Genomic DNA, 14,574 nt, shown 5'->3' with positions numbered 1-14,574 from the left:
CGTCAACGGCGGCGTGATCTCGCTGGACGGCCGTGGTGAAACCCAACTGGCCCGTCCGACCGCCGATGGCGTGCGCGAACCCCTCAACCGTCGCGCCACCATCAACATCAACTTCTAAGTTGGTGGACCGGCCGGGCCTTCAGCCCGGCCGGTTGCTTGGTCTAGACACAGGGAATCCGTCGTCCGCTTTCGGGGCGGCGGATTTTCTCTTTGATATTTCCGATTGATCCTGACCGCCCGGGGGGCGACAAGGAGCGGATGACGATGCTTCGCCAAATCATAATCGGCTGCGCACCCTCGGTTGCGGCCGACGGCCGGGGATAGTCGCGTGGCCAGCGTGTTGGATGAATCCTCAAGTCGGCAGGCTGAGCGTCTCGCCGAGGCTCCTGCCAGGGTGCAGTCGCGTCTGCCCCAACGGCCGCACGGTGATGCGGTCAACAGCCTCGCGGATCGCCGCTTCCTGATTGTAACCGCCCCGTTTGGCCGCTTCGGGCGAATCCTGGCGGACGTTCTGAGTGAGCGCGGCGCGGTCGTTTCCCGAATGATGTTCAACGCCGGGGACATGATTTATTGGCGTCGTCCCAACGGCATCAAATTCACCGACAGCGTCGAGCATTGGCCCAAACGGTTTCAGGCTCTGGCCGGCGACTTCACCGATATCATCGTCTTTGGCGAAGGCGGGCCTTACAATCAGGCCGTGCTGACCCAGGCCGAGGCCCTGTCCGCCCAGGTGTGGGTTCTGGAAAACGGCTACTTCCGTCCCGATTGGGTGACGGTCGAGCGCAACGGCGTCAACGCCTCAAGTCAGCTGCCGCGCCACAGGTCGGGCTATGCGGCGCCGGCGCCAGAGACGCTGGTCATTCGTCCAGTGGGACGCATTCTGCCTCACCACGTCATCAACATCAGCCTGTATCACGCGTGTCAGCTGCCGGGCCGGTTGTTGTTTCCCAAATACAGCTACCCCTACACGCAATCGCCGTGGCTGCAGTTTTTCGGCCATGTGCGGCGCTATGTGAGCCTTGCGTTTCAGTCGAAGTCCGCTTGCGAGGTGGACGCGATCACGGCCAAGGGGCCGTTCTTCCTGGCCTGCCTGCAGCGTGAGGGCGACGCCCAGCTGCTGCGGTATTCGCACTTTGCGGACAACACCGCTTTCCTGGCCGAGGTGATGTCCAGCTTCGCCCGCCACGCGCCGCCGGAGGCGCGGCTGGTGGTCAAGAATCACCCGCTGGACCCTGGCCTGGTGGATCTGCGTCACATGACGCGCTGCCTCGCGGTCGAACGCGGCCTCGCGGGGCGGGTCGATTTCATCGACGGAGGCAATCTGGCCCAGCTGTGCCGTGCGTCGCGCGGGATGGTGGTGAACAATTCGTCCGCGGCCCTGTCTGCGCTGGGTTTCCATTCGCCGGTCAAGGTTCTGGGCGAGGCTTTCTTCGACTTCGACGGTCTGACCGATCAGCAGCCGCTGGACGATTTCTGGTCGGCGCCGCAGGGGCCGGACGTGGAGTTGTTCACGCGGTTCCGCGCCCATGTGATCAACCGCTGCCAGATCAACGGAAACTATCACGAACCGCGCACGGTGCGGCCGACGGCCCGCCGCCTTGCGGACTTCTTCGAGATCAACCCAGGCGTCGCTTCGGGTTGAGCGCCTCGTCGCCTGGTGTGTCCCATCGGCCACCCCCCGGCTCTGTCATATCAGTGTCACATGACTGTCGCGGACGCGTCGGACATCGGGCCTAGATCGGGCGCGATTTCGGCTGGTCGACTCATTCGTCCGGTCGCCGCCACACATCTCGGGGATAGAGAATGAGCAACCGCAACCGCCTGATCTGGGCCACCACCGCCCTCGTGGGCAGCATGATGGCCGCCGGCGCCGCCTCGGCCCAATCGACTGGCACGGAAGCGACCGAAGTCGAACAGGTCACCGTCACGGGCGTGCGCGGCCAGCGCACCATCGACGGCCTGGCCACCGCCGAGACGGTCGCCAAGACCCGCAACACTGTCGGCCAGGAGTTCATCGCGACCCAGACCGCCGGTCAGACCATTCTGCAGACCCTGAACCTGACGCCGGGCCTCAGCTTCACCAACGCCGACCCCTACGGTTCGTCGGGCGGCAACATCCGCCTGCGCGGCTTCGACGGCAACCGCGTGTCGCTGACCTTCGACGGCATTCCGCTGAACGACACCGGCAACTACGCCACCTACACCAACCAACAGCTGGACCCGGAACTGATCGAGCGCGCCTCGGTCAACACCGGCTCGACCGACGTCGACAGCCCGACCGCCTCGGCCACCGGCGGCACCATCAACTATGTGACCCGTCGCCCGGCTCAGGAGTTCGGCGGCTGGATCCAGGGTTCGCTGGGCGACTTCAACTATCGTCGCGTGATGGCCCTGCTGGACACCGGCGCCGTCGGTCCCTGGGGCACCTCGGCCTGGTTCGCCGCCTCGTACACCAACTACGACAAGTTCAAGGGGCTCGGCGAGCTCGAGAAGACCCAGTACAACGCCCGCATCTATCAGCCGCTGGGCGACAACGGCGACTTCGTGGCCCTGTCGGGTCACTACAACGAGAACCGCAACAACAACTACAACGGCCCGAACCTGGGCACGGCCACGGGCTTCTGCGACGTGGCCCAGACTCAGGTCTGCGTCAGCGACGTTGAGACCAGCCCGTTCGGTTGGGGCGTGGACTTCGACCGCACCTACACCGCCCCTACCGTGCGCCCCGGCGTTCGCGACGACGACTTGAACGGCACTAACTATTTCGGCCTGCGCATCAACCCGTCCAACACCGGCAACATCCGCGGCAACTCGCGCTTCACCTTGGCCGAGGGCCTGATCCTGACGGTCGATCCGTCGTTCCAATACACCCTGGCCAACGGCGGCACTCAACAACTTCTCCTGAACGAGAACGATCTGCTGCTGCGCACTTCTCGTCCGGCCACTCAGGGCGTGGATCTGAACGGTGACGGCGACGTGCTGGACCGTGTTCGCGTCATGACGCCGTCCAACACCAACACGCACCGCTATGGCCTGAACAGCTCGCTGATCTGGGATTTGAACGCCAGCCACCGTCTGCGCGCCGCCTATGCGTTCGATTGGGGGCGTCACCGCCAGAACGGCCACTATGGCTTTGTGGACTTCTCGGACCCGACCGCGCCGCGCTTCGTGGACGTCTTCGGCGGCCGCAATGACGAGAGCAACCGCGTCGTCAACCTGGACGGCTACGCGCTCCAGTCGCGCGACCGCAAGTCGATCGCCCAGCTGAACCAGTTCTCGGTTGAGTACATCGGCCGCTTCCTGAACGATGCGCTGACCCTGAACATCGGCGCCCGCGCGCCCTTCTTCGAGCGTGAACTGAACCAATACTGCTACACGCAGAACGCCTCTTCCAACGTGCTGTGCACCTCGGAAGTGCCGAACGCGACCCTGGCCAACGGCAACGTCACCTTCGCCGGCCGCACGCCGCAGTACATCGCGCCATACCAGCGCGAAGTGAAGTTCGACGACATCCTGCCGAACGTCGGCGCGACCTACCGCTTCGGCGGTGGTCAGTCGGTCTACGCCAGCTACTCGGAATCGCTGTCCGCTCCGCGTACGGACAGCCTCTACGCGGTCACTCGCTTCGCTGACGGTTCGATCGGCAATCCGACCGTCCAGCCGGAAACCTCGACCAACATCGACTTCGGCTATCGCTACACCTCGGGCACGCTGATCGCGCAGGTGTCGGGCTTCTTCAACACCTTCGACAACCGCATCGTCAGCACCTTCGACGAAGACCTGGCTCAGTTCGTCGACCGCAACGTGGGTTCGGTGGAATCCAAGGGCATCGAACTGTCGGCCGGCTGGTCGCCGATCGAGGCGCTGAGCCTGTACGGCACGGCTTCGTTCCTGGATAGCGAACTGCAGGACGACTACGTGTTCAACGCGGCCGGCGCCCGCCTGCCGACCAAGGGCAAGAAGCAGGTCGAAACGCCTGAGCAGATGTACTCGCTGCGCGCGTCTTACCAGTTCAACGACGTGTTCACCGCCGGCATCCAGGGCAAGTACACCGGCGAGCGCTGGGTCACTGACGTCAACGACCTGAAGGTCGACGCCTACACCGTCGTGGACATTGACGCCCGCTTCGACTTCGCGCCGTTCGGCTTCGAAGGCACCTATCTGCAGGTCAACGTCACCAACCTGTTCGACGAGCAGTACTACTCGAACCTCGGCACCCGTTCGTCGGCCACCCCCGGCCAACTGGGCTACAGCCGTCTGTTCGCGGGCGTCGGCGCTCCGCGCACCGCCATGGCGACCCTGCGCTACGCCTTCTGATCCACGGATCAGCTTTGAGACAGGAAAGGGCGGTCCGGCGACGGGCCGCCCTTTCTCTTTGCGCGTTTGGTTGAATGGCGGGGCCGGGGCCTCTATCTGGCGTCGTTCCGCCGTCCGCCGCCAGGAGTGCGCGCCATGACCCGTCCCGTCCCCGCCGAATGGGCTCCGCACCGCGCCATGTGGGTCGGCTGGCCCAGCCATGCGGAGCTGTGGGAGGACAATCTCGAACCGGCCCAGGCCGAGGTCGAGGCGCTGGTGCGCGCGCTCGCCGGTCCCGGCCGCGAACAGGTGCGGCTGATGGTAGGCAACGACGACGCCCTGGCCGACGCCCAGGCGCGGTTCGCCGGCGTGGACGGCGTCGAGGTCGTTCCGGGTCGGTTCGGCGACATCTGGCTGCGCGACACCGGGCCGATCTTCGGCGAGGGCTCGCGCGAGGCCCAGGCTTTCCGCTTCAACGGCTGGGGTGGCAAGTACGAGCTTGAGCATGACGACACTGTCGCGGCGCAGATCGGCGACCACGCCGGCGTTTCGCCGACGCGCCACGACTTCATCCTGGAGGGCGGGGCGCTGGACCATGACGGCGCTGGGACCATCCTGACCACGCGCCAGTGCCTGCTGAACCCCAACCGCAACGCGGGCTGGACCGAGGAAAAAGCCGAAGCGGCGCTGGCCGATGCCCTGGGTGCGGCCAAGGTGCTGTGGCTGGGCGACGGTCTGCTGAACGATCACACAGACGGCCACGTCGACAATCTGGCGCGCTTCGTGGCGCCCGGCGTCGTCGCCTGCCCGGTGGCGTGGGGCCGCAATGATCCGAACGACGAAGTCTATGACGCCGTCGCCCGCGACCTGGCCGCCATGACCGACGCCAACGGCGCACCGATCAAGGTGCTGCGCGTCCCGTCGCCGGGCTTTGTCGGCGACGAGGACGAGCGCCCTGTGCCCGCCAGCCACATGAACTTCCTGATCGCCAACGGCGCGGTGATCGTGCCGACCTACGGCGACGAGACCGCCGCCCGCTTCGCCTGCGAGGCCCTCGCGACCGTGTTCCCCGATCGCGAGATCATCGCCCTGCCGTCGCTGGCGATCCTTTCCGGCGGCGGCTCGTTCCACTGCATCTCTCAGCAGGAGCCCGCCTGATGGCCCGCACGATCTCCGTCGCCGCGCTGCAGACCTCGTATGGCGAGAACCTCCAGGCCAATATCGACAAGGCCATCGACCTGATCCGCCAAGCGGCGGCCAAGGGCGCGCAGGTGATCCTGCCGTCCGAACTGTTTCAGGGGCCGTATTTCTGCGTCAGCCAGGAAGAGAAGTGGTTCGCCCACGCCTATGAATGGCGCGAGCATCCGTGCGTGACGCAGTTGGCGCCCGTCGCCAAGGAACTGGGCGTGGCCATTCCGGTGTCGATCTTCGAGCGGGCCGGGCCGCAGTATTACAACTCGCTGGTCATGCTGGACGCGGACGGCGAGGCGCTGGGCGTCTATCGCAAGAGCCACATTCCCGACGGCCCCGGCTATCAGGAGAAATACTATTTCCGGCCGGGCGACACGGGCTTCCGGGTCTGGAACACGCGCTTCGGCAAGGTCGGCGTCGGCATCTGCTGGGACCAGTGGTACCCCGAAACCGCGCGCGCCATGATGCTGATGGGCGCCGAGGTGCTGATGTATCCGACCGCCATCGGCACCGAACCGCACGACGACAGCCTGGACACGGCTGCGCCCTGGCGGCGCGCCATGCAGGGCCATGCGGTGTCCAATGTCGTGCCCGTCGTCGGCGCCAACCGCATCGGTCATGAACAGGTCACCGAGGCGGGCCAGACGTTCTACGGACACTCCTTCATCGCCGATCACCGCGGCGACTTGGTCGAGACCCTGGATCGGGAGGAAGGGGTGCTGACCCACACCTTCGACCTGGACTTCCTAGACCGCCACCGTGCGGCCTGGGGCTTCTTCCGCGACCGCCGGACCGACCTTTACGGCGCGTTGAGGCCCGATCCGATCACCGTCGGCTGACGGTGTTGCCGGCGACGACGTTGCCCGCAGCGTTGTCGCCGTCGTCGGCGCTGGAGCCGAGGGGCCAGCCGGCGTCGTCGCCGCAATAGCGCCGGCCGCCCTCGCGCGATCCGACCACCACGGCGCGCGGAACCAGCCAGGCGGCGCGGCTGAAGGTGTTGCCGGTGATGCGGTTGTCCGACGGGGTCTGATGCCGGATCACGCCGTCCTCGCCGCAGTTGCGATACAGGAAGACCCCGCCCATCCGGTTCAGGGCGATGCGGTTCTCCATGATCCGGTTGCGGGCCGAGCCGTCGACCGCGATGACCTCACGGCCGGTGCGCAGGTCGAAGCTGCTGTCGCGGATGGTGTTGTCGGCGCTCTCAGCGTCCAGATAGACGGCGGTGGAGACCGACCGGCCGGTGAAGCGGCTGTCGCTGACCGTCACGCGCGTGACGCCCGGCCCGACATACAGCGGAATGGAGCCGGTTCCGGCGAAGGTGACGCGGCTCAGGGTGATGTCGGTTGGCGCGGCGGCCTGGGCGCGCGCGGTGTGGTCGGGCCGTCGCGAGGTGGCGTGCAGGCTGACCATGCTCTCGCCCGCCCCCATGCCCCAGATGCGCACCGCGCCGTGGACGGTGCAGTCGGTCAGGGCGACGCCACGCGGACGAGTGAAGCGTTCGCCGCCCAGATCACGCGACCAGATGGCGACGGTGGGCGAACGCGTGGTCACCGCCTGGCCCGGCCGGCCGATCGATCCACCGCCGCAGTCGATCGCCGCGCCCGACGCCTCGGCGCCCTGGATCAGGACCGGGCGCAGGACAGCGCGACCCGACAGGCGGGCCTGGCAGCGCAGGACATAGGGCGTGGCCGCCTCTGCTGTCAGGGCGACCATTTCGGCCTCGGTGCAGGGTCGCGATGCGGGCAGGCTCTGCGTCGCCAGCAGCCCGGCCAGAAGGACGCCGATCACGGCAGCGGCAGGGCCAGGGTCCGCGCCTCGGCCGCGCAGCCGGCGTTGGTCAGACCCGTGGCGCGCACCATCCCCAACTCGTTGCGCGCAGCTTCAAGATCGGCGGCGAAGGCCGGGGTGGTCGAGGCAGCCTGGAAGACAGCGCGGCCTAAAGCCTCGCCCGCCGCGACGTCAGAGGGATAGTGCATGGCGCAGATCAGGCGGCTGACCCCTATTTCGTGTCCGATGTCGCGCACAGCGATGGCGCGATCTGGCGCCAGGGCGGCGAAGCCTTCCGCATAGGCCGTCGCCACGGCGGACGTGCCGGAGGGGTAGGAGGGGCTGGCCCGGCCGGCATCGGTCACGCGCTGGCAGGCTTGGCGGTCGGGCTCGTCCGCCACGGGGCGCGGGCGCATGGCGCGCGCCTTGACCGCCTCGGCCACATGATCGGCGTCATGGAACAGCCGGGCCATCATGCGGTCCAGCGCGGGCGTCGCCTGCGCGGCCAGCCGCGCGCTCAAAGCGCAGTCGAAATGCTGCAAGGCGACTGGCGGTCGGATCTCGGCGTGGGCGGTGGCCAGCAGCCAGCGGTCGCCCCCCTGTAGAGGCGCGAACGCCTGGGATGCGGCGCGATCCGCCAGATCGACCGTCGATCCCACGGCTGGCGGAGGCGGGATGGTCGGGGCCAGGCGGCTGAGGTCATCCGGGGTCAGATAGCCCTCGTCGCGCACGGTTCCGGGCGTGGATGTCACGGCGGCGGGCGTTCCAGCGCAGGCGCCGAGCAGCAGGAAGCAGCCCAGGCCAAGGCTGACGCTCGGCTTCACCGACCCGCGCTCCAAGTCAGCTGAACGGACGTTCGGCCTTCTCCGTCGGGAGCGGCGACGACCTGCACGGCCGCGCCGTCATCGCCGGCCGCACTGTAGGCGCGCGTCTCACCCTGGCTGAGCGCCGTCAGGGACGAAAGGCCGCCTTGTTCCGCCTGGTCGCGATAGAAGGCGACGACTGCTTCGGGGTCGGCGTCGGTGGCGAAGGTCACCATGCCGCCTGGCCCATCCGCGCCCGCGGCGCTTACGGCAGGCTGCTCGACCTCGGCGCCGGGATAGATCGACGCGTAGGCCGGCGCGGCGGTCGCAGCCGCAGCGTCCTGGCCTGAAGCGGCCGCCGCGGCAGCCGACGAGATTTGCGCGTCCACATCAGGCGGCGCAGCCTCGGTTTGGCCAGCCGCGCCGCCGTCGCAGGCGGCCAAGGTCATGAGGCCGATGGCGGCGATCGCCGTCCCGAGACGTGTCATTCGACGTTTCCTGCTGTTATTTCCCACACTTTCGCGCACGCTTTTGACCGCGACAAGGCGAAACCCGTCAATCATCCGCCACTTGGTCCTCAGGCATGATCCGCCAGGGGTCGGGTCTGGCGCTGCGGTGCAGCCATTCCGTCGTCTCGCGTGGACCGAGGTCGCGATAACCGTCGAAGACGCGCGACTGAGCCGCCACCCATTGCGGATTTCGCGACATGTCCACGAACTGCGCCTTGCGCCAGCGGGCGTGGAAGTCGGTCAGTTCGGAATCGTCCCAGCGCACCCTTTCGCCGCGCTGGTTCAGGCCGCGCGTTCGAGACTCATGGTGCGTCAGGGCGATCTCGGGATCGTAGAGGATGCGCAGGCCCGCCGCGCGCGCCTTGAAGCAAAGATCGGTGTCGTTGTAGCCGATGGCCAGCGCCTCGTCGAAGCCGCCGAGTTGCTCGAAAACCTCCCGCCGCATGGCCATGAAGGCTCCGGTGACGGAGGAAACCGAGCGCCGTCGCAGCCATCGCCCCAGCGGGCCGCCTTCGCCCGGGGCGCTGTGCAGGCCTTCGTGAACAGGCCGGCCTTCAACGCCGCCGAGGGCCACGCCGGCGTGTTGGAGCGTCCCGTCGGGATACAGCAGGCGAACGCCGACGACGCCGACTTCCTGTCGGGCCAGATCGACCCTCAGCCTGTCGTCCCAGCCGGTAGTCATTGCCTCGATGTCATTGTTGGCGAAGACGAGGATCGGCGCGTCGTCGCCCACCACGCCTAGGTTGTTGAAGCGCGACCAGTTGAACGGCTCGTCCATGGAGCACGAACGCGCCAGTCCTGCCTCCTGGAGCGCGGCCAGAACCGCAGCGGTTTCCGGGTCGCGGCTGCGGTTGTCCAGGATCAGGATGTCGATCAGATCGGGCGCAGCGGCGTATCGCTTCAGGCTTTCGACGCAGCTTCTCAGCAGCCCCGGTTCGTCACGGGTCGGCACGACGACGAGGATACGCCCGCCAATCGACGCCGGAGCGCTTTTTTGCCACGGCGCGGTGCTCTCGCCGGGAAGGTCGGAGGCCGGCTCGTCGATCCAATCGCTGGCTATGACACGCGGCAGGTGGGCCGCCCCGCCATTCGACAACGCCGCCAAAAGAGCCCCACGACGGCCCTCGTTGTCGATGCGTTCGGGAGCAGCGATGTTGGCAGCCAGGGCCACGACGGCGGGCGGAACAGGGACCGTTTCAAGGTCGTCCCGGTCAGGCGCGGACTGGAGGACAGGGTCGAGGCGCATGACGCCAGTGCGCCAATGACGAGTGTGGTGGTCGTGGTCGGCGTAAACGGCCGCGCGTCCGGTTTCTGCGAGAGCATATCCCAGCCATGCCAGGGCCTGTGTTTCCAGCACCGTCCCCGCGCTGATCAGAACTGTCGCGCGCTCAGCGGCCTGATCTTCAAGCGCAGGCGAGAAGCTGACGCGACCGTCACGTATAGCCAAGCTGGCGACGGGATGAGCCGCGACGGTGGCGTCAGCCAGCACGACCGCTGTCCAGTCGACGACCGATTGGTCCAGCAGCGCATTCAGCGTCGCGCGCACGGCCGACGGCGGGGCCGAACGGCCCTCGATCAACACCTGAAAGGTGGGAGGCGGGCTGGCCGCCGGCGGCGGCCCGACGAGCGGATGCGACTGGCGAAAGGCGTCCCAGGCCTGGACGGGAAAGACGCTGACCCTAGCCAATTCTTGCTCCGTCTCGCGGACCTGTTTCAGCAAGACCGACAACTCGCCCAGCCGTTCGGTGACGGCGTCACGGCCGAAAGCATGGTGAGGCAAACGACCTCGTGCGCCCATGGCCACGAGCTCGTCCCGTGCGGCGCGGAAATCAGGGTTCCATTTCAGCGCGTCGGCGTAAGCGTCCTTGGCGTCTTCATCCCGCCCCTGCAGCTTGAGAACGTGACCCAGATGCAGATAGGTCTCTGGGAAATCGCGTCGCAGCGCGACAGCCTGAAGATAGACGGCCTCAGCCTCGCTGAGGCGGCCGCACTCCTTGAGCGCATGGGCGTACTGGACGCGGTTCGACACGTCCGATTCGTCGTCCTTGAGCGTAAGCGCGTAGAAGTGCGCGGCCTGCGCCCAGTCGCCGGCGTCGCGGGCGTTCTCGGCCCTGACGCGGGTTTCACGCAGCGCTTCCCGACGTGGATCGGGCGGCGTTCGACGCACGCGTCGATCAAACAAGGCTCGCTTCAGGCCGGCTATGGGCTTGGGCAGCTTCATTCGTGACCTCGTGGGCGCGTCCCTGATGGAAGGCGACGCAAGCACAATCGATTAGGCTGTCCGCCGCATTTGGCCAACGCCTTACTGAAGCCTTTTCCTTCCCCAAAAAGGATTGATGCGATACCTGCGCGAGCCGGTTCGACGGGACGATTCCGCCATTGACGAGAGAAAAGGCCCTTCGCGGCTTCAAATCGCTATTGCGAGGCCGGTCTCCGTCACGCGCGAAGGCACGTTCGCCATCCTTGCTGAGGCAGGCGGATCGCGCGCGCGACGCAGGCGATTGGACTGCGGCGGCGGCTCTTTATGAGAAGGCGGCGTCCGGCCCCCAGGCCTCGCCCGAGATCGTCGTCCAGTATGGTCACGCCCTGAAGGAGGCCGGCCGCGGCGATGAAGCCGTGGAAGCCTATGGCCGTGCTGCCCTGGTCCTGGCCGATCCGTCCGACGCCGTGCTGCACCGCGCCCATCTGCTCAAGCAGCTTGGCCGGATCGAAGAGGCCGGCGCAGCCTTCAAGGGCCTTGTGGACCACCCCGATCTTCGGGAAGAGGCGGAGCGCGAGCTCGCCGGCCTGGCGCCCACGCCGGTGTCCTCGGCGGTCGAAGACTGCGAGATCCACATCGAGAAGGCCTCCAACCGAGAGGTCCGCGGGCGAGCGGCGAGCCGCAGCCAACCCGGCGCAGATTTGACGCTCGAGGTTCTGATTGACGGGACCCTCTACGCTCGCGCCCGCGCCGACGCGGCGCACGGTGGGCGGTTTGCGCTGACGTTCGACCGGCGGCTGTTGCGCAATGAGAGGCATGAACTGACGGTCAAAACGGCGGGGGCCGAGGGCACGACGGTTCGGTTCGAGCGATCAGGGCCGCGCCCGGCGCGTGAGCCTGCGCCGGAGCCCGATCCACGCCGGCTGACGATCATCGTGCCGGTGTTCAACGCGGCGCAGGACCTGGCCGCCTGTATTGAGCATCTGACGCAGCACACCACGGGCGCCGCACGGCTGCTGTTCATCGACGACGCCAGCACCGATCCGGCGGTGGGCGACATTCTGGCCGAAGTCGCTAGGCGGCGGAACGTGTTCGTCGAGCGGAACGTGTCGAACCAAGGCTTCACCCGAACCATCAATCGGGGACTTGCATGGGCGGGCCACGATGACGTGGTCATCCTGAACTCGGATGCCCGCGTCACGCCGGGCTGGCTGGATGGCCTGCGGCTGGCCGCCGCCAGCGATCCGCGCATCGGCACGGTGACACCGATGTCGGACCGCGCCGGCGCCTTCTCCGCACCCGAGATCGGCAAGGACAATCCGCTGCCTGACGGGGTCTCCGAAGCCGACTTCGCCTTGGCGTTCAGGCGGCGCGCCGAAGGGGCCTATCCCAGCGTGCCCACCGGCAACGGCTTCTGCATGTTCATCCGGCGCGCGATGCTGGACGAGATTGGCGGCCTGGACGAACAGGCGTTCCCGCGCGGCTACGGCGAGGAAAACGACCTGTGCATGCGTGCGCTCAAGGCTGGCTGGCGTCATGTCGTCGATGACAGGACCTATGTATTCCATGCCCGCTCGCGCAGCTTCGGCGCCGAGCGCGAGACGCTTGCGCAGGCCGGCGCCGCCGTCCTGGCTCGACGTCATCCCGAATATTCGACGTTGATACGAACCTTCGAGGATGGCGAGGCTCTGCGGATGGCTCGGTACAGGGCGCGGCTGGCCCTGATGGACGTCCAGCGCGCACGCCCGCGTCCGCGCGCCCTCTTCGTGATTTCGACCCAGACCGGCGGTACGCCCAAGACCAACCGCGACCTGATGGACGCCGTGCGCAACGACTGGGAGCCATGGCTTCTGGAATGCGACAGCCGCACCGTGTCGCTATCACGCCTTGCGGGCGGAAAGATGATCCTCGTCGAGCGACGACTGCTGAACGAGCGCGTCGATCCGGTCACGGGCGTTTCGCATGACTATGATCGTTTCGTCGGTTCATGGCTGAGATTCCATAGCTTCGACGCCGTGCATATCCGCCATTTGGGTTGGCATTCGCGGACCTTGCCGGTCTTGGCCCGGCAGGCGGGCGCCGCGACGGTCATGTCGTTCCACGACTTCCACGCCCTGTGTCCCTCGTTGCATCTGGTGGACGCCGACGGCGCTTTTTGCGGTGGGACATGCACGCAGGGTGCTGCCGACTGCGCGCCCGAGCTTTGGCCGGCCGATAGCTTCCCCAGGCTTCGCAACGGCTGGGTGAGCACTTGGCGAGCAGACTACGAACGGGCGCTGGCCGACTGCGACGCCTTTGTGGTCACCACCCAGGGCGTGCAGGATCGCATTCTGCGTCACCTGCCGGGGCTCAGCGCCGACCGCTTCAACGTGGCCCCTCACGGCCGTGATTTCGGACGCTTCAGTTCGCTCGCCGCGCCGAGGCGGGAGGGGGAGCCGCTGCGCATCCTGATTCCGGGCAATATCAGCGAGGCGAAGGGCGCGGGGATTATTCGGGCCCTGCAGGCGCTCGATGTGGAACGCGGTCTGGAGTTCCATGTTCTGGGCAATGCTCCATCCCTGAGCCCTGGCGCGGGCGTAATCCTGCACGGCCCCTACAAGCGCGAGCAGTTCCCCGAGCGCGCTCGAGCGATACGACCGCATATCGGGGCCGTGTTGTCGATCTGCGACGAGACCTGGTGCCATACGCTGACCGAGTTGTGGGCGGTCGGGCTGCCGGTCGTGGTGCTGAACTTTCCCACCGTCGCGGGCCGGGTAGAGCAGAGCGGCGGCGGCTGGGTCCTGGATCACGCCGACATGCCATCCATGCTTCATCGCATTATCGCGCTCGGGGAGAACCCGATGGACATGCAGAGCAAGCAAGACGCCGTCTTGCGCTGGCAGAAAACCACGGGTCGTATCGGCGGCACGGCGGCCATGGCCGCTCGATATCTGGCCATCTATGACGCCGCCGTGGATCGAAGACGCATGCTGCAGGCGGCCTTCCCGATGGGCGCTCCAGCCTAGACGACGGCCCGCTTAAGCGTGATCAGCGCCTGATCGACCAGGCGTGCGTCGCCGACAGCCAGGACACGGCCGTCGTCGCCGGGCGGACGGCCCAGCCAGTCGGTGACCTTGCCCCCCGCCGCCTCGATGACCGGGACCAGGGCGGACCAGTCCCAGGGCTTCAGGCTGGTCTCGGCCACCAGATCCATGCGGCCCGCCGCCACCATGGCGTAGGCATAGGCGTCGCAGCCCAGACGGGCGAGGCGGGCGGCGGCGCGCACCTGACGCCAGGCGCCCAGTTCGGCGCCGTTGAAGATGTCGGGATCGGTGGTGGAGATGACGGCGTCGGTCAGGCGCGCGCACGGGCGGGTCTTCAGCGGCGTCTCGCCGTCCGGCCGTATCAGGCGAGCGCCGGACGGGCCGCCCAGGAAGACTTCCCGCAGATAGGGCTGGGCGATAATCCCGATCTCGGGGCGGCCCGCATGGTTGAGCGCGATCAACGTCGTCCACAGCGGCAGGCCGGCGATGAAGGCGCGGGTGCCGTCGATGGGGTCCAGGACCCAGACGTGCTCGGCGTCGGGCCGATCCTCGCCATACTCTTCGCCGACGACGCCGTGCTCGGGATAGCGGGCGGAGATCAGGCGGCGGATGGCCGCCTCGGCGGCGCGGTCTGCTTCCGTGACAGGGTCGAAGCCGCCATCGACGTCCTTGTTCTCTGAGGCGAACTCGCCGCGGAAGAAGGGCAGGGCGACGCGACCCGCCTCATGGGCGAGTTCGACGGCGAAGGCTTCAAGTTCGGTCATGCGTGGGGCTTACCCCGGCGA

10 protein-coding genes are annotated in these 14,574 nt (G+C 67.3%); 5 read left to right on the top strand and 5 right to left on the bottom strand.

Going from position 1 to position 14,574, the window contains the following annotated elements:
- Positions 1-394 precede the first annotated feature (394 nt).
- From ACK4I0_RS06115 to aguB, 4 genes are all read left to right on the top strand, one after another.
- Positions 395-1,642, top strand: coding sequence for a capsular biosynthesis protein (locus ACK4I0_RS06115; RefSeq protein ID WP_409609014.1), 1,248 nt, complete (start codon positions 395-397; stop codon positions 1,640-1,642).
- A 161-nt stretch (positions 1,643-1,803) separates the two neighbouring features.
- Positions 1,804-4,317, top strand: coding sequence for a TonB-dependent receptor (locus ACK4I0_RS06110; protein WP_409609012.1), 2,514 nt, complete (start codon positions 1,804-1,806; stop codon positions 4,315-4,317).
- Between the two features lie 135 nt (positions 4,318-4,452).
- Positions 4,453-5,454, top strand: coding sequence for an agmatine deiminase family protein (locus ACK4I0_RS06105; RefSeq protein ID WP_409609010.1), 1,002 nt, complete (start codon positions 4,453-4,455; stop codon positions 5,452-5,454).
- Positions 5,454-6,326, top strand: a complete 873-nt coding sequence (gene aguB, locus ACK4I0_RS06100) for an N-carbamoylputrescine amidase (protein WP_409609008.1) — start codon at positions 5,454-5,456, stop codon at positions 6,324-6,326. Before ACK4I0_RS06105 ends, aguB begins: the two co-directional genes overlap by 1 nt.
- On the opposite strand, the gene ACK4I0_RS06095 is transcribed toward aguB, so the two are convergent.
- The 4 genes from ACK4I0_RS06095 to ACK4I0_RS06080 form a co-directional block, all read right to left on the bottom strand.
- On the bottom strand, positions 6,313-7,275 hold the full coding sequence (locus ACK4I0_RS06095; protein WP_409609006.1) for a right-handed parallel beta-helix repeat-containing protein: 963 nt from the start codon (positions 7,273-7,275) through the stop codon (positions 6,313-6,315). The genes aguB and ACK4I0_RS06095 overlap by 14 nt on opposite strands.
- A complete protein-coding gene (locus ACK4I0_RS06090; RefSeq protein WP_409609004.1) occupies positions 7,272-8,078 on the bottom strand; it encodes a phosphatase PAP2 family protein in 807 nt (268 codons plus the stop codon). Before ACK4I0_RS06090 ends, ACK4I0_RS06095 begins: the two co-directional genes overlap by 4 nt.
- Positions 8,075-8,545 (bottom strand): hypothetical protein, encoded by a 471-nt coding sequence (locus tag ACK4I0_RS06085; RefSeq protein ID WP_409609002.1) that lies wholly within the window; start codon positions 8,543-8,545, stop codon positions 8,075-8,077. Before ACK4I0_RS06085 ends, ACK4I0_RS06090 begins: the two co-directional genes overlap by 4 nt.
- A gap of 67 nt (positions 8,546-8,612) precedes the next feature.
- The gene (locus tag ACK4I0_RS06080) at positions 8,613-10,787 is read right to left on the bottom strand and encodes a glycosyltransferase (RefSeq protein ID WP_409609000.1); all 2,175 of its coding nucleotides are present in this window, start codon (positions 10,785-10,787) and stop codon (positions 8,613-8,615) included.
- Positions 10,788-11,029: 242 nt separating this feature from the next.
- Between ACK4I0_RS06080 and ACK4I0_RS06075 the strand changes: the two genes are divergently transcribed.
- Entirely contained in the window at positions 11,030-13,771 is a 2,742-nt protein-coding gene (locus ACK4I0_RS06075; RefSeq protein WP_409608998.1) for a glycosyltransferase, read from the top strand.
- On the opposite strand, the gene hisN is transcribed toward ACK4I0_RS06075, so the two are convergent.
- Positions 13,768-14,553, bottom strand: coding sequence for a histidinol-phosphatase (hisN, locus tag ACK4I0_RS06070; RefSeq protein ID WP_409608996.1), 786 nt, complete (start codon positions 14,551-14,553; stop codon positions 13,768-13,770). The genes ACK4I0_RS06075 and hisN overlap by 4 nt on opposite strands.
- Positions 14,554-14,574: the final 21 nt, after the last annotated feature.

The sequence above is a fragment of the Brevundimonas sp. genome (genome assembly GCF_046295775.1).
Lineage (GTDB): Bacteria > Pseudomonadota > Alphaproteobacteria > Caulobacterales > Caulobacteraceae > Brevundimonas.
This window is presented reverse-complemented; position numbering and strand designations above follow the sequence as displayed.

Bases quoted from the DNA above. Each gene is read 5' to 3' on its own strand.
- ACK4I0_RS06080 (WP_409609000.1), bottom strand. From the start codon at position 10,787: ATGAAGCTGCCCAAGCCCATAGCCGGCCTGAAGCGAGCCTTGTTTGAT.
- aguB (WP_409609008.1), top strand. From the start codon at position 5,454: ATGGCCCGCACGATCTCCGTCGCCGCGCTGCAGACCTCGTATGGCGAG.
- ACK4I0_RS06110 (WP_409609012.1), top strand. From the start codon at position 1,804: ATGAGCAACCGCAACCGCCTGATCTGGGCCACCACCGCCCTCGTGGGC.
- ACK4I0_RS06085 (WP_409609002.1), bottom strand. From the start codon at position 8,545: ATGACACGTCTCGGGACGGCGATCGCCGCCATCGGCCTCATGACCTTG.
- ACK4I0_RS06105 (WP_409609010.1), top strand. From the start codon at position 4,453: ATGACCCGTCCCGTCCCCGCCGAATGGGCTCCGCACCGCGCCATGTGG.
- hisN (WP_409608996.1), bottom strand. From the start codon at position 14,553: ATGACCGAACTTGAAGCCTTCGCCGTCGAACTCGCCCATGAGGCGGGT.